This is a genomic window from Mesorhizobium sp. P3_A2 (genome assembly GCF_056403115.1).
This window is the reverse complement of record NZ_JBFUGC010000004.1, coordinates 496,689-511,782: the sequence shown is the minus strand read 5'-3', so window position 1 is coordinate 511,782 and position 15,094 is coordinate 496,689. Positions and strand designations below refer to the sequence as shown.

15 protein-coding genes are annotated in these 15,094 nt (G+C 64.9%); 6 read left to right on the top strand and 9 right to left on the bottom strand.

From position 1 onward, the window contains the following. Window positions 1-31: 31 nt before the first annotated feature. From AC1DXM_RS12855 to AC1DXM_RS12835, 5 genes are read left to right on the top strand one after another with little or no spacing between them, the layout of a single operon-like run. Window positions 32-709, top strand: coding sequence for a 4-hydroxythreonine-4-phosphate dehydrogenase (locus tag AC1DXM_RS12855; RefSeq protein ID WP_477233377.1), 678 nt, complete (start codon window positions 32-34; stop codon window positions 707-709). Next, on the top strand, window positions 709-2,166 hold the full coding sequence (locus tag AC1DXM_RS12850; protein WP_477233376.1) for a xylulokinase: 1,458 nt from the start codon (window positions 709-711) through the stop codon (window positions 2,164-2,166). Before AC1DXM_RS12855 ends, AC1DXM_RS12850 begins: the two co-directional genes overlap by 1 nt. A 15-nt stretch (window positions 2,167-2,181) precedes the next feature. Further along, window positions 2,182-3,474 carry an iron-containing alcohol dehydrogenase gene (locus AC1DXM_RS12845; protein WP_477233375.1) on the top strand — a complete coding sequence of 431 codons (1,293 nt, stop codon included), beginning with the start codon at window positions 2,182-2,184 and terminating at the stop codon, window positions 3,472-3,474. A 7-nt stretch (window positions 3,475-3,481) separates the two neighbouring features. Then, the gene (locus AC1DXM_RS12840) at window positions 3,482-4,306 is read left to right on the top strand and encodes an HAD-IIB family hydrolase (RefSeq protein ID WP_477233408.1); all 825 of its coding nucleotides are present in this window, start codon (window positions 3,482-3,484) and stop codon (window positions 4,304-4,306) included. Next, a complete protein-coding gene (locus AC1DXM_RS12835) occupies window positions 4,288-5,070 on the top strand; it encodes a DeoR/GlpR family DNA-binding transcription regulator (protein ID WP_477233374.1) in 783 nt (260 codons plus the stop codon). The genes AC1DXM_RS12840 and AC1DXM_RS12835 overlap by 19 nt, the downstream gene beginning before the upstream one ends. A 17-nt stretch (window positions 5,071-5,087) precedes the next feature. On the opposite strand, the gene AC1DXM_RS12830 is transcribed toward AC1DXM_RS12835, so the two are convergent. From AC1DXM_RS12830 to AC1DXM_RS12805, 6 genes are all read right to left on the bottom strand, one after another. Then, window positions 5,088-5,597 (bottom strand): L-2-amino-thiazoline-4-carboxylic acid hydrolase, encoded by a 510-nt coding sequence (locus AC1DXM_RS12830; RefSeq protein ID WP_477233373.1) that lies wholly within the window; start codon window positions 5,595-5,597, stop codon window positions 5,088-5,090. Further along, window positions 5,594-6,376, bottom strand: a complete 783-nt coding sequence (locus AC1DXM_RS12825; RefSeq protein WP_477233372.1) for an ATP-binding cassette domain-containing protein — start codon at window positions 6,374-6,376, stop codon at window positions 5,594-5,596. The genes AC1DXM_RS12830 and AC1DXM_RS12825 overlap by 4 nt, the downstream gene beginning before the upstream one ends. Further along, window positions 6,373-7,197, bottom strand: coding sequence for an ABC transporter ATP-binding protein (locus tag AC1DXM_RS12820; protein WP_477233371.1), 825 nt, complete (start codon window positions 7,195-7,197; stop codon window positions 6,373-6,375). The genes AC1DXM_RS12825 and AC1DXM_RS12820 overlap by 4 nt, the downstream gene beginning before the upstream one ends. Next, complete coding sequence (locus tag AC1DXM_RS12815; RefSeq protein ID WP_477233370.1) at window positions 7,194-8,024, bottom strand: ABC transporter permease; 831 nt, start codon at window positions 8,022-8,024, stop codon at window positions 7,194-7,196. The genes AC1DXM_RS12820 and AC1DXM_RS12815 overlap by 4 nt, the downstream gene beginning before the upstream one ends. Next, window positions 8,021-9,007, bottom strand: coding sequence for an ABC transporter permease (locus AC1DXM_RS12810; protein WP_477233369.1), 987 nt, complete (start codon window positions 9,005-9,007; stop codon window positions 8,021-8,023). Before AC1DXM_RS12810 ends, AC1DXM_RS12815 begins: the two co-directional genes overlap by 4 nt. Before the next feature lie 251 nt (window positions 9,008-9,258). Beyond that, a complete protein-coding gene (locus AC1DXM_RS12805; RefSeq protein WP_477233368.1) occupies window positions 9,259-10,863 on the bottom strand; it encodes an ABC transporter substrate-binding protein in 1,605 nt (534 codons plus the stop codon). 375 nt (window positions 10,864-11,238) lie between these two features. On the opposite strand from AC1DXM_RS12805, the gene AC1DXM_RS12800 reads away from it, so the two are divergent. Next, window positions 11,239-12,441, top strand: a complete 1,203-nt coding sequence (locus AC1DXM_RS12800; RefSeq protein WP_477233367.1) for a M24 family metallopeptidase — start codon at window positions 11,239-11,241, stop codon at window positions 12,439-12,441. Window positions 12,442-12,607: 166 nt separating this feature from the next. Here AC1DXM_RS12800 and AC1DXM_RS12795 read toward each other — a convergent pair whose 3' ends face one another. The 3 genes from AC1DXM_RS12795 to AC1DXM_RS12785 are packed head-to-tail and all read right to left on the bottom strand — an operon-like array spanning window position 12,608 to window position 15,089. After that, complete coding sequence (locus AC1DXM_RS12795) at window positions 12,608-13,024, bottom strand: cupin domain-containing protein (protein WP_477233366.1); 417 nt, start codon at window positions 13,022-13,024, stop codon at window positions 12,608-12,610. A gap of 3 nt (window positions 13,025-13,027) precedes the next feature. Continuing rightward, a complete protein-coding gene (locus AC1DXM_RS12790; protein WP_477233365.1) occupies window positions 13,028-13,882 on the bottom strand; it encodes a phosphoenolpyruvate hydrolase family protein in 855 nt (284 codons plus the stop codon). A 10-nt stretch (window positions 13,883-13,892) separates the two neighbouring features. Beyond that, window positions 13,893-15,089, bottom strand: coding sequence for a Tm-1-like ATP-binding domain-containing protein (locus AC1DXM_RS12785; protein ID WP_477233364.1), 1,197 nt, complete (start codon window positions 15,087-15,089; stop codon window positions 13,893-13,895). Window positions 15,090-15,094 lie beyond the last annotated feature (5 nt).

Genomic DNA, 15,094 nt, shown 5'->3' with positions numbered 1-15,094 from the left:
GGCTTTCCCGACCAGGCGAGGGACCTTTCGGATGGACTTCATCTTCATGCTGACGCGAAACGATCGCACGGTCGAGGACTGCCTCGACCTGGTCGATCTGATCGAGCCGGTCGGTCTGAAGCATGTCGGCTTCAAGGATATTGGCGTTGCGCCGGATGTGCTGCGAAAGCTCGCCGGCGCCATTCGCCAGACCGGGGCCACCACCTATATGGAAGTCGTCTCGACGACGGCGGAGGCATGCCTCAACTCCGCGCGCATCGCCCGCGATCTCGGCATCCAACGCCTGCTTGGCGGCACCCAGGTCGACGAGATCATGGCGCTGCTGGAGGGGAGCGACACCGAATACTACCCTTTTCCGGGACGGCCGGTCGGCCATCCGACCAAGCTCGGCGGCTCCCCGGGAGATGTCGAGGCCGACTGCCGATCCTTTGCGGAAAAGGGTTGTGCGGGATGCGACATCCTCGCCTATCGGGCCACCGAAGCCGACCCGGCCGAACTGGTTCGCGCCGCCCGACGCGGCCTTGGTCCGTTGCGGCATCTGATCGTAGCCGGCGCGGTGGCCTCAGTCGATCGGATCAAGGCAATCAAGCAGGCTGGCGCAGACGCTTTTACCATTGGCACAGCGGTTTTCGACGGTTCCTATTCGCCGACGAAAGGTTCTATCCTCTCGCAACTGCGGGATGTCCTCGCGGATTGCGAGCGTGTCTAATGGCGGTTATCGGCATCGACCTCGGCACCCAGAGCCTTAAGGCGGTTGTGGTCGATGACGAGTTGCGGCTGCGTGGCGAGGCCTGCGTGCTGTACCAGCCGGCCTTCCCGGCGCCGGGCTGGGCCGAACAGAATCCGGCGCTGTGGTTCGCCGCGCTCCGACCGGCGGTTGCCGACGCGCTCGACAAGGCCGGGCTGGCGCCATCCGACATCAAAGGAATCGCCATTGCCGGACAGCTCGACGGCTGCGTCGCTGCCGATAGCAGCGGTCAGGCGCTGTCGCCGTGCATCATCTGGATGGACCGGCGCGCATCGGGAGAAATTGCTGGAATCGACCCGGACTTCATCCGCGAGCGCACCGGTCTCGTTCTGGACGCAACGCATATGGCGGCGAAAATCCGCTGGGTAACGCGCAACCTGCCCGAAGCGCACCGAGTAGCACTCTGGCACCAGCCGGTATCGTTCGTGGTCGCGGCTTTGTGCGGCCGTGCCGTCATCGATCACGCGCTGGCCTCGACGACCATGCTTTATGGGCTGAAGGAGCGCGGCTATGCCGGCGATCTGCTCGCCGCCTTCGACATCGATGCAGATAAATTGCCCGGTATCGACGATGCATCGGCGGTCGCCGGCGCCTTGACTGCGGCCGGCGCCGAGCTGACCGGCCTGCCTGTGGGCACCCCGCTGGCGGTCGGCACCGGCGACGATTTTTCTGCCGCTATCGGCGCCGGCGTTGTCGTGCCCGGTATGGTTGCTTGCAATCTCGGCACGGCGGAAGTGGTCGGCGCGGTGTCTGACACGCCTCGGCTCGACCTCGGCGGCCTGGTCGAGACGCATGGTTTTCTCAGCGACCGCTATTTCGTCTCCAACCCCGGATGGCTCTCGGGCGGTGCAGTGACATGGTTCCTGTCCACTTTCGGCGTCGATTCTCCGGCGGCAATGTCGGAGCTGGCGGCGACGGTCGTTGCCGGCAGCGACGATTTGCTGTTCGTCCCGGCACTTTCCGGCGCTATGGCGCCGCGCTGGATCGCCGAGGCGCGGGGCGCTTTCTACGGCCTTACTTCCTTCCACGGCAAAGCGGCCTGCGCGCGCGCGGTGTTGGAGGGCTGCGCTTTCGCCATGCGAGACGTTGTCGACCGGCTGGACGAACTTGGCATCGCCACCGGGCGCATCAGGCTCTCGGGCGGCGGCGCCCGCAGCCGGGTGTGGGCGCAGATCCGCGCCGATGTCAGTGGCAGGCCGGTCGAAATCGCCGACGCCGCCGATGCCGCTCCGATCGGTGCGGCAATCCTTGCCGCCACGGCCACCGGCCTTTCGTCCTCAGTGCAGCAGGCGGCCGAAAGTCTGAGCGGTGGCATCGAGACGATAGACCCCAATCCTTCGGCCAAGGCCGCCTACGACAGAAGTTACTGCCGGTATCGAACCCTGTTCGATGCCCTGACCCCGCTTCATGCTGACTGATTGAACGGCATCCCGATGTCCAAGGAAATGCTCGATAGTCTCATTGCCGGCACGCTGCCTGACCCGGATGCCGAGGGAATGCTGGCAGTGCCGCTGAAGACCATCGTGATCGGGCGCGGTCTCGGCGACGAGGCCGATGCGCTGGTCAAGCCGCTGCCGCTCGGCCGCAAGCTCGCTGTGGTCATGGATCCCGACACAAGGCTGGCGCTGGGTGAGAGGGTGTCGATCGCACTGCGTGGCAGCAGCGATGTCGACAAGATCATCTTGCCGCGCCATCCGCATCCGGACATGGACGCCGTGCGATCGGTGATCGCCCGCACGAAAGAGGCCAGCGGTCTGGTCGCGGTTGGATCGGGCTCGATCAACGACATCACCAAATATGCCGCGCATCTCACCCAAAAGCCCTATGCGGTGTTCGGCACCGCGCCATCGATGAACGGCTATACGTCGGTGTCGGCGGCGATTACCGAGGACGGTCTGAAGAAATCGCTCACAGCGAGCCTGCCGGTCGGTGTGTTCCTTGATCTCGACGTCATGGCGCGTGCGCCGCACCGGCTGATCGCCGCCGGCTTTGGCGATTCGATGGCGCGGCCGACCGCCCAGACGGACTGGCTGATGGCGCATCTGTTGCTCGGGACGCCCTACAGGCAGGCGCCGTTCATGCTTCTGGCCGAGGACGAGAAGACGCTGATCGCCAAGGCCGGCGAACTCAGGACCGGCGACCTCGCGGCGATGGAAGTGCTGGTGCGCACGCTGGTCATGTCGGGTCTCGGCATGACTTTGTGCGGCGGCTCCTATCCTGCCAGCCAAGGCGAACATCTGATCGCCCACTATATCGACATGCGCGGCCAGGGACTGCCCGAGGCGCATCACGGCGAACACATAGCGGTGACGACGTTGACAATGGCGCGGCTGCAGGAACGTGTGCTGGCATTGCCGGAGCTGCAGCTTGCGCCGTCCGCCGATACACCGGACCGCTTCATCGAGATCTTTGGCGAAACGCTTGGACGCTCCTGCTGGGCAGCGTTCAAGCCCAAGCTGCTCGACTATGAGCGGGCGACCGCCATCAACACCATGCTGGCCGAGCAATGGCGTTCGTATCGCGAAAGGCTTTCCCGCGTGGCCCGTCCGGCGCGCGAGATCGCGGCAGCACTGCGTGCCGCCGGTGCGCCGACCACGCCGCAGGAGGTCGCCATACCGGCTGCCTTCTACGACGAAGCAGTCGCCAATGCCCGGCTGATCCGCGACAGGTTCACTATGCTCGACGTCGCGGCCGTCTCGCTCGAAACGGTCGCAGCGGGAGCCTGAGCGGGTGCTGCGCCCGCTCGCCGACTTAACCGCCCTGGACCGGCGCAAGATCGCCGTCGTGCTGACCGACATAGACGACACCTTGACCGATAAAGGACGGCTGCCGGCAAAAGCCTATGCGGCGCTGGAGCGGCTGAAGCAGGCTGGATTCATCGTCGCGCCGGTCACCGGCCGGCCGGCTGGCTGGTGCGATCTGATCGCGCGGCAATGGCCGGTGGATGGTGTGATCGGCGAGAACGGCGCGTTCTATTTCCGCTATGACGACGCTGCCAAGCGGATTGTTCGCCACTACGCCAAAAGCGCTGCCGAACGGCAGGCCGATGCCGCACGTCTGCGCGAGATCGAGCAGACCGTGCTGCGTGAGGTTCCGGGTGCGGCGGTCGCCGCCGACCAGCCCTATCGCGAGACCGATCTGGCGATCGACTTTTGCGAGGATGTCGCGCCGCTGCAAAAAACCGAAGTGCTGAAGATCGTTGGTATCTTCCAGCGCTATGGCGCGACGGCGAAAATTTCGTCCATCCATGTCAATGGCTGGTTCGGCAAATACGACAAACTGTCAACAAGCCGGCTATTCTTGCGCGACTGTTTTGGTATAGACATAGACCACGACAAGGACAGCATTGCCTTCGTCGGTGATAGTCCAAACGATGCACCAATGTTCGGCTTCTTCCCCAACAGCGTCGGCGTCGCTAATGTGCTGGACTTCGCCGGCGAACTTCCGGCATCTCCTGCCTTCGTCACAAGCGGGCGCGGCGCGCAAGGATTTGCCGAGCTTGCCGACGCGTTGATTGCTGCAAAGGGAATGGAAGTGTCATGGATCAAGGCCGACTGACGAAGAAGGAGCGGCACGCGCTTATCCTTTCGGAAGTGCGCCGGTCGGCGTCCATTCGCATCTCCAAGCTTGCGCGCCGCATTGGCGTCGCCGGCGAGACCATCCGCCGCGATCTCATCGAACTGGGCGATGCCGGGCTCATCAACCGCACCTATGGCGGCGCGACGATCTCGCTGGTGACGACCGAACCGGTGATTTCCGAGCGCGGCCTGACCCTGGTCGACGAGCGCGCCCGCATCGGCCGCGGCGCGGCCGGCCTCGTCGAGAAGGGCCAGATCGTGATGATCGATGGCGGTTCGACCACTTATGAGGTGGCACGCAGTCTTTCGCAGCTGAAGCGCGACCTTACCATCATCACCAATTCCACCGGCGTGGCCTCGGTTGCCGGCGCCAATCCGACCTTCCGCGTGCTGCTTTGCCCCGGGACCTATGACAGCCGCGAAGGCAGCGTGCTGGGCGAAGACACGGTCGAGTTCGTGCGCCGCTACAATGCTGACGTCGCCATCATCGGGGCGTCGGGACTAAGTGCCGACGGTCCGAGCGACATGATCTCCGGCGCCGCGGCAGTCAAGCGCGCGATGATATCGCGTTCACTGTCGACGGTGCTGGTGGTGACCCACGACAAGTTCGGCCGCTCCAGCCTGGAACGCATATGCGGGCTTGACGACATTGCCGATATCGTCACCGACAGCGAACCGAAGACCGACCTGCGCACTGCTGCCGAACAGGCGGGCACGGAGCTGCATGTGTTTGCCGGCGACTGATCAGCAGTTGCCGCGGCCTACCCCGCAGCATCCCGGTTGGTCAGTGCGATGTGGCAGCAGCCGGAGCCGTGGCCCGGCGTCCAGGTGACATTGTCGAAGCGCACGCCCGTCGCCTCGAACAGGCCGCGGTCGAAAGCCCCGGCGATGCGGCAGAGCGTGGCGAGCTTTTCATCGCCGACACCTGCCTCGACCCAGGCGTCCTTCAGTGGACAGCGTTTCACCTTGAAGGCGATGTGGTCCGGCCCGCGCTCGACGTCGGTCGGATACATCAGGCCACCATCCGGGCTGATGGCCAGGAACGCTTCGCCGATGGCCGGCGCGTCGTTGGGTCCGAAGCGGGCGAAGGCTGTCGCCGCCACTTCCTTGCCGCGCTGTTCGATGGTCCGGATCATGATCGCCTCGGCTTTCTCCGCGCCCAGCTCGCCGGTCAGTTCATCGAGGAGCAGACGGTAGAGATCGGCGCGGTTGCGGAAGGCGGAATCGAGTTCTCGCGAGAGTTTTTCGGCTCGGGCTTCGGCGTCTGTCATGATGCGTCCTGTGTTCGGTTGAGTCTCGGTGCCGCCGCAACCAGCGCCTTGCCGATTGCCGATTGCGGCGCGTCGATAACGGCGCGGGCGTCGCCGCTCTCAGCGATCCGCCCGGCGTCGAGAAGGACGATGCGGTGGGCGATGGCCCGCACCACGCCGAGATCATGCGAAATGAAGAGATAGGCGATCCGTTCCCTGGCTTGCAGGTCAAGCAGCAGCTCGAGGATCTGTCCGCGCACCGAAACATCGAGCGCCGACACCGCTTCGTCGAGTATGATCAGCGACGGGTTCGTTGCGATGGCGCGGGCAATCGCCACGCGCTGGCGCTGGCCGCCGGAGACTTCATGGATGGCGCGTGGAGCGAGATCGGCCGTCAGCCCAACGCGCTCGAGCAAGGCAGCGATGCGGGCCGGACGCTCGGCGCGGGAAGCGATGGCATGGATGCGCAAGGGATCGTCGAGCACGCGCGCCACGGTGGCGCGCGGGTTGAAGGCGGCGAGCGGATCCTGAAACACCATTTGCAGGTGGGCTCGCCGCACACGCAGGGCCGCACCCCTCAAGGCCAGGAAGTCATCGCGTTCGAACTGGATGTTTCCGGCGTCGGGTTCGATCAGCCTGAGCACCAGCCGTGCGATCGTCGACTTGCCGCTGCCGGAGGGCCCGGCCAGCGCCAGCGTCTCGCCGGGTTCGATGGTGAAGGAAACGCCGTCGACGGCGGCGATGGTCGTGCCGCCACGGCGATAGCGCTTGGTCAGATCGGAGACGGCGAGCAAGGTCATGCCGGCGTCCGTCGCAGCAGCGGCTCGGCGTCGAGGCCGAGATGGGCGTTGAGCAGCGAACGCGTATAGGCGTGGCTCGGGGCATTGACGATTTGCGCCGTCGCGCCGATCTCGACCAGTCCCCCATGCCGGAAGACGGCGATGCGCTCGGCGAGTTCGGCAGCCAGCGCGATGTCGTGGCTGATGAACAGCAACGTCATGCCATCCTCCGCCACCAGTTGCCGGATCAGCGCGACGATCTCGCCTTGCACGATGGTGTCCAGCGCGCTTGTCGCCTCATCGGCGATCAGCAGTTTGGGTCCGGCCGCAATCGCGGCGGCGATCGCCACGCGCTGCTTCTGGCCGCCGGAGAGCTGATGAGGAAAGGCGCGTATGGCGGAGGCCGGGTCGGGCAAGCGGACGCGTTCGAGCAGGTGCTTTGCCCTGGCGTAGGCTTGTGGCCAGTCGAGGCCGAGATGGGTGCGGACGACTTCGGCGATTTGTTTGCCGATCGTCATCACGGGGTCGAGGCTGGCGGAGGGATCCTGGAAGACGAAGCCGATGTCGCGGCCGGGGAGAGGCGCTCCGCCTCGAGAGGGGGGCGCGAAGGAATGAGACGATTCCGATTTGTGCCAATCGATGCGGCCTTCAACCTTGGCACTCGCAGGCAGCAACCCCGCAATCGCCAGCGCCAGTGTGCTCTTGCCCGAACCGCTTTCGCCGATGATGGCCAGGCGCTCGCCGGCAACGACATCTAGGCCGACGCCTTTCAGCGCCGTCACCTCGCTACCATCACGTCGATAGTGCACCGAGAGATCGCGTATCTCAGCCAGCGCGGTCACGACAGGCTCCTCCGCACGGCCGTCGTCTCGACTACGCCTTCGCCGGCGAGGTAGACGCCAAGCACGGTCAGCACGAGCGCGATACCTGGAACGATCGACAGGAAGGGCGCGGTGCGCAGAACGGTGCGGCCCTCGGCGATCATGCCGCCCCAGGTGACGCGGTTGGGGTCGCCGAGGCCGAGGAAGGAAAGTGCTGCTTCGGTGAGGATCGCGGCGGCGACGATCACCGAGGACAGCGCCAGCACCGGCGGCAGAGCGTTGGGCAGCACTTCACGGAAAGCGATCGCCATCGGATGCATGCCGATGACGCGAGCGCCGGCGACGTAATCGCGCTCGCGGATCGACAGTACTTCGGCCCGCGCCATACGCGCCGGCCCGGTCCAGGCGCCGAGCGCGATGGCCGCGACGACAATGCCGAGCGACGGGCCGACGACGCTGACGAAGGCCAGCGCCAGCAAGAAACTCGGCACGGTCTGGAAGGCATCGGTGATGCGCATCAGCACCTCGTCGACGAGGCCACCGGCAAAGCCGGCCAGCGTGCCGACGACCGCGCCGATGAAGAGCGCCGCCGCTGCTGCCGCCAGCCCGACCGTCAGCGAGGTGCGGGCGCCGTGGAACAATTCGGCCAGCACGTCACGGCCGAGCCGGTCGGTGCCGAGCGGCAGCGACCAGTCCTGAAACGGCGGCAGCAGGGCCGGACCGGCGATGGCTTGAGGGTCGCCGGGGAAAAGCAGCGACGCAAACAGCGCCATGGCGAAAAGCACCGCCAGAATGATCGCGCCGGCGACCGCTTCCGGCCGGCGCAGGAACCGGTTGAGCGCGCTCACGCGCCGGCCTCGCTGGCGCCGACGCGCGGGTCGAGAAAGGCGTAGGCGATGTCGACGGCAAGATTGATGGCGATGACCAGGACGGCGCTGGTGAGGATGATGCCGAGCAGCAGCGGTGTGTCGCGCGAGGCCACCGCCTCCTGCGCCAATCGGCCAAGTCCGGGCACGGCAAAAACACTCTCGATGACGACGCTGCCGCCCAGCATCTGCGCCGATTGCAGGCCGAGCATGGTGACCAGCGGCAAGAGCGCATTGCGGGCGACGTGGGCCAACACGATGCGGCGGCGCGACAGTCCCCTGGCGCGGGCGGCGAGGACAAAATCCTGCCGCCAGGCCTCGGCCATGCCGGCGCGCATCATGCGCAGATACAGCGCGAGATAGATGAAGCCGAGCGCGGAAACCGGCAGTACGAGATGGACGGCGATGTCGGCGGCGCGGGCGAAGCCGGTCTTGTCGGAGGCCAGGCTCTCGATGCCACCGATTGGCAGCCAGCGCAGGTCGAGGGCAAAGACGACGATGAGCACCAGGCCGAGCCAGAAGCCGGGCACCGCATAGAGCGCGAGTGAGCCGATGGACAGGAAGCGGTCGCGCAGACTGCCGGGTTTCGCGCCGGCATAGATGCCGAGCGCCGAGCCCAAGCCGAAGGAGAGTGCGGTGGCGCTGACCATCAGGAGGAGCGTGGTGGGCAGACGCTCGAGAATGACGTCGCGGATCGGCCTGGAGAAGGTAACGGACTGGCCGAGATCGAGGTGCAGCAGCGCCCAGAGATAGTTGGCGAGCCGGGTCAGTTCCGACTGGTCGAGGCCCCAGCGATGACGCAGCAATTCGATCATGCCGGCATCGCCGCCGGTCGAGACGATATAGGCGTCGACGGCGTCACCGGGCGCGGCTTCGAGCAAAAGGAAGGTGCCGATGATGACGATCAGCAGCACGAAGATGCTGCCGACGAGACGGCGGCGAATGAGGGTGAGGGCGCGGGTCATGGATGCCTTACCCTCCCCCTTGTGGGGAGGGTCGATCCGCGAAGCGGAGCGGGGTGGGGATTCTCGTAGGGCGCTACCCCCACCCCGCCGACCGGCTGCCGCTTTGCGGCACCCGCTCGGCGACCCTCCCCAAAAGGGGGAGGGTGGAGGTCAGCGCTATCCGGCGGGACAAAGCGGGGGCGCGAAGGAACTCTCATCCCTGATGATGAGCATTCGCTCAAACGATGCGCAAGCATCGCGTGTGGCTCGTGCTAGCTTGCCAGATATGTGTCCGCCCAGTTCGAAACCGCCCAGCGCGGATTGTTGGCGATATTGCCGACCGTATCCCGCGCGACGCTGATAAAACTCCACTCCGCCACGTTGATCAGCGGCAGGTCGGCGGCCACCTCCTTCTGGAATTCCTTGTACAGATCGGTGCGCGCTGCGGTGTCGAGCGTTTCCGATGCCTTGGCGATCAGCGCATCGAGCGCGTCGTTCTTGTAGCCGCCCTGGTTGGAGAACGGCACGCCGTCGGGAATGCCGCTTTGCACCAGGATGGTGGTCGAGATCGCGGGGTCGCCGCGGAACACTGGCGGACCGACGGCGAGGTCGAAGGCGTGGTCGGTGTAGACCGCCTTGATGTGCGCGGGCGCATCGTTGTTGACGATCTCGGCGTCGATGCCGATCGCCGCCAGCGCCTGGCGCAGATAGTCGCCGAACTGTTTGGTCTCGTTGAAATAGGGCGCCGGCAGGAGTTTGAGCGCAAAGCGCTTGCCATCATCGGCTTTGGCGTAGCCGGCCTCGTCGAGCAGTGCGTTGGCCTTGGCGACGTCGAACGGATAGGTCGGCACGTCGGCGGTGTAGAATTGCGGATCGTTCTTCGGCACCGGGCCGGTGGCGGTCGCGGCATAGCCGAGGAACACCGTCTTGACGACGAAGTCCTTGTCGATGGCATGCGCGATGGCCTGGCGCACCTTCACGTCGGCCAGTTCCTTGCGGCGATGGTTGATCTCGACCACGAGCTGGTAGGTGAGCCCCTCATAGCCCTTGGAGATGACCTTCAGGCCCGGCACTTTCGAGATGCGGTCGAGGTCGGCCAGTGGCACCGCGGAGAAGGCGGCAAGCTGGATCTCTTCGGCCTCGAGCGCGGCCGCGGCCGACGTGCGGTCGGGCAGCACCTGGTAAATGATCTCGTCGAGATAGGGCTCGTCCTTGGCCCAGTAGTCCGCGTTCTTCGTCAGCTTGTAATACTGGCCGGCCTTGTACTCCCCGAACTTGAATGGGCCGGTGCCGATGGGCGCATTGTTCGCCGGGTTTTCCTCGATCTTGCCGACCTCATAGATGTGCTTCGGTACCACGCTCGACAGCGCCGGCAAGGCGTTGCGGATCAGCTGGAACGGCGTCGGCTTGGCGAATTTGAACACGGCGGTGAGATCGTCCGGGGTGTCGACGGCGGCTAGGTCCTTGAACACGGTGCGGCCGAGATTCTGCAGCGGCTTCCAGATCTGCAGCGCCGAGAAGGCGACGTCGGCCGAGGTGAACGGCTTGCCGTCATGCCATTTGACGCCGTCGCGCAGTTTGAACGTCACGGAGAGCCCATCGGCGGCGCCTTCCCAGGAGAGCGCCAGACGCGGCTCGAGCCCATCCTTGCCGTCAAACGAGGCTTCGGCCAGCGTCTCGACGATCTTGCTGGAGATGAAGAAGACGCCATTGGAGGCGACGATCGCCGGATTGAGATTGCGCGGTTCGGAATCAGCAGCGAGCACGAGGCGGCCGCCCTTCTTCGGCGTCTGCGCCCAGCCAATCGCCGGCATGGCCGTGGAGGCCAGCAGCAAGGCCGACCCCGAAAGCAGCGTGCGTCTGGAAATATCTGACATGATCAACCCTCCGTCCTCTCCGCGACCCTGCCGGGCGCGCCAATCTCCCTCGGATACCAGCGGGTCCGCCGGCCTCCTTGTAGCGCCGATTATGGGCCTTGTGCGGGGTTTCGCCAGAGACGGATTTGGCGCATCGTTGCTTGGCTTTGAAATTTTCGTCCGCTGGACCAGTTAGAAGCGGTGGCCCCAACCGATCATCCTGGTAGGACCAGATAGGCTGGGTAGTCGACGAATGACGGCTTGGTGACTGGCCCGGTACGCCATTTCCCTGTTTCTGGCTGGACCAGAGTGAGCAAAATGGTGCAGATTTGATCGACAGCCAAGGGATCGGGCGCAACGCGACCGACGATCCCAAGCAATCAGGGAGAGAGAGAGATGAACATTGCCCCGGGCAAAACTGCCGTCAGCAATATCCCGTTCGACCAAGCACGGGTCGACCGGCTGATGGAGGAAGCCGGCATCGATGTGCTGCTGGCGACGTCCAAGCACAACACGCAATATCTGCTCGGCGGCTACAAGTTCATCTTCTTCGCCGCCATGGATGCGATCGGCCACAGCCGCTATCTGCCCGTTGTCGTCTACGAAAAGGGCGGGCCGGAGCATGCCGCCTATATAGGCAACCGCATGGAGGGTGCGGAACACCAGAACAACCCGTTCTGGACGCCGACGCTGCATGTCGCCTGCTGGGGCACGCTCGATGCCGCCAATCTTGCGGTGGAGCATATCGGCAAGATCGGCAAGGCGGGCGCGCGCATCGGCATCGAGCCGGCCTTCCTGCCATCGGACGCCTATGCGCTGATCCGCAAGGCGTTGCCGGACGCCAAGCTGATCGACGCGACCGACATGCTGGAGCGCATGCGTGCCGTCAAGACAGAGGCCGAGCTGGAGAAGCTGCGCATCGCCTCCGAGCTGATCACCGATTCCATGCTGGCAACCATCCAATGGGCGCGCGAAGGCACCACCAAGGCCGATATTATCGAACATCTGCGGCGCGAGGAAACCAATCGCGGCGCGCATTTCGAATATTGCCTGCTGACGCTCGGCTCCAGCCACAATCGGGCGGCGTCACCGCAGGCGTGGAAGAAGGGCGAGGTGCTGTCGATCGATTCCGGCGGCAATTACCATGGCTATATTGGCGATCTCTGCCGCATGGGCATTCTCGGTGAACCCGATGCCGAACTGGAAGATCTGTTGGCCGAGGTCGAGACGGTGCAGCAGGCGGCCTTCTCCAAGGTCAAGGCAGGCACCATCGGCGGCGACATGATTTCGCATGCGGAGGCCGTGCTGAAGAAATCAAAGGTCGCGCCCTACACGGATTTCTTCGCACACGGCATGGGATTGATCACGCATGAGGCGCCGTTCCTGATGACCAACCATCCGGTCACCTATGAAGGCACCTATGCGGCCAAGCCGCTGGAGACGAACATGGTGCTCTCGGTGGAGACGACCATGCTCCACCCGACGCGGGGGTTCATCAAGCTGGAGGATACGCTGGCGGTGACGGACACCGGTTACGTGATGTTCGGGGATAGGGCGCGGGGATGGAATAGGGGTGGGATTTCACAGGGCCGAAAGTAGGCGCCGCTCCTCATCCGCCTGCCGGCACCTTCTCCCCGTAGAACGGGGAGAAGAGAGCAGCTTTGGCGATTTGCGAAATCGTTGATGAAGGCATCTTTCTCCCCGTTCTACGGGGAGAAATGTCCGGCAGGACAATGAGGGGCTGCGCAACCCTATAAGAAGTTCATCACTGCCCCGCCGGAATCAGCCTGAAATCCGGCAGCTCCCGCAGCACCAGCTCCGGCCCGGCCGGCGAATAGACGACGAACAGTTGCATCGGGCCGTCACCGGTGTTCAGCGTCGAATGGAAACGGCTCTCCGGCACATAGATGGTGCAGCCGGGGCCGACCTTGGCGACGACCGGGTTGCCGCTCTCGTCCTCGACCATCTGCTCGCCATTCCCCGAAATGACAAAGATGATCTCCTCCGCGCCGGGATGGTTGTGGCGGGTGTGGCCCTTGCCTGAGGGCAGGTCGACGACGCCGCCGGAAAAACGCTCGGCACCATTCACTTCAGGTGCGACCGTCAGCGCCAGCTTGCCCCAGTCGAAGCCGAAGGCGCTGACGTCCTTCGGGTAGACAAACACCTTGCTCTTGTCGGTCATCTCTCATCCCTTCTTTTTCTTCTGGTCGTGCAGCGTCACGGCCTTGAAATCCGCCGTCTGCCTGGCAATCGCGGCTTCGGCCGGCAGCCGTTCCATCGAGCTTGCGCCATAGAAGCCGTGCAGGCCTTTGCAGCGGTCGAGTATGTAGCGGGCGTCGTCCGGCATCGAGATCGGGCCGCCGTGGCAAAGCAGGATGACATCCTTGCGTGCCGAGCGGGCGGCATTGGCGATGGCGTCGATCTGGACCACGCAGTCGTCCAGCGACTTCGCAGACGTCGCGCCGATCGAGCCGCCGGTCGTCACGCCCATATGGGCGACGATGATGTCGGCGCCGGCTCGTGTCATGGCGCGGGCCTCGTCCGGGTTGAAGACGTAGGGCGTGGTCAACAGGTCGAGCTTGTGCGCCTCGGCGATCATGTCGACCTCAAGGCCGAAGCCCATGCCGGTTTCTTCAAAACTTTGCCGCATGCTGCCATCGAACAGGCCGATCGTTGGAAAATTCTGCACGCCGGAAAAACCCATCGTCTTCAGCTCGGTGAGAAGCAGCGGCATGATGACGAAGGGATCGGTGCCGTTGACGCCGGCCAGCACCGGCGTCTTCTTCACCACCGGCAGCACCTCATAGGCCATTTCCTTGACGATCTCGTTGGCATTGCCGTAGGCGAGCAGGCCGGCGGCCGAGCCGCGTCCCGCCATGCGGTAACGTCCGGAATTGTAGATGATGATGAGGTCGATGCCGCCGGCTTCCTCGGCCTTGGCCGACAGGCCGGTGCCGGCGCCGCCGCCGACGATGGGCACGCCGTCGGCGATCATCGCCTTAAACTTCTTCAGTATGTCCTTGCGCGGTATGGCGGCCATGTCTGGGCTCTCACTGTCTGGCGATGTCGAGGAAGGCCACCGTCGCGGCCTTGGCAAATTCCGGGTCGTTGATGTGCAGCGGCAGCCGTGTCACGCGGCGCGTGGCGTTCGGCTTGATGGTGCGCTCGATGGCGTCGAACAGGACGGCGTCGGCTTCAGGATCGAAAAACGCGCCGCCCTCGATGTCGAGCGCCGAGACGCCTTTCTCCGGGATCAGGAAATGCACGGGACCGTCGCAACGGCTGAGCCTCTCGCCGATCCATTCGCCGATGCTGCGGCATTCGTCGGCTGTGGTGCGCATCAGCGTGACGTTGGGATTGTGCTCGTAAAACAGCCGGCCCCGATATTTCTCGGGAATGGTCGGCGGTGCCCAGAAATTGACCATGTCGAGCGCGCCGACAGAACCGACATAGGGGAGCTTGGTGCGAGCAATGGCGCCGAAGCGATCCTCGGTTGCCGGCAGCACGCCGCCGAACAGCAGGTCGCAGACCTCCGTCGTGGTGATGTCGATGACACCGGCGAGCAGGCCACTGTCGGCGAGCTTCTCCATCGAGCGGCCGCCGGTGCCGGTGGCGTGGAAAACCATGCAGTCGTAATTCGCGCGCAGCTGGTCGGCGATGGCTGTCACGCAAGACGTGGTGACGCCGAACATGGTGAGCCCGAGCGCCGGTTTGCCGGTGGCAGTCGGCGCCGGTTTCGCCGCCATGCCGGCGATGGCCTGCGCCGCATTGTGCAGCACCGTGCGGGAGAGCCGGTTCAGTCCCGCCATATCGGTCACCGAGGGCATCATGACGATGTCGGAGACGTCGACATAGGGTGCGGTGTCACCGGAGGCCAGCGTCGAGACCATGATCTTCGGGACGCCCAGCGGCAGTGCGCGCATGCCTGAGGTGACGATCGAGGTACCGCCGCCGCCACCGATGCCGATCACGCCGGATATGTCGTCGCGCGACTGGATGAAGTTGCTAAAGGCGACGCCCATGCCGGCCACTGCCGTACCGCGATCGTCGATGCCGAGCACGGCGCCGGCTCCGCCCGGGTGATGCGCGGCGACCTCGCTGGCTGGAACATCGACCGGCACGGTGGCGCCGCGCGTGCCGATGTCGACGCGGGCAACCGAACTGCCGGTGGCGGCAATCGTGTCGGCCAGGAAGGCAAGTTCCTCGCCCTTGGTGTCGGCGGTGCCCACCACATAGATGCGCTTCATCGCGT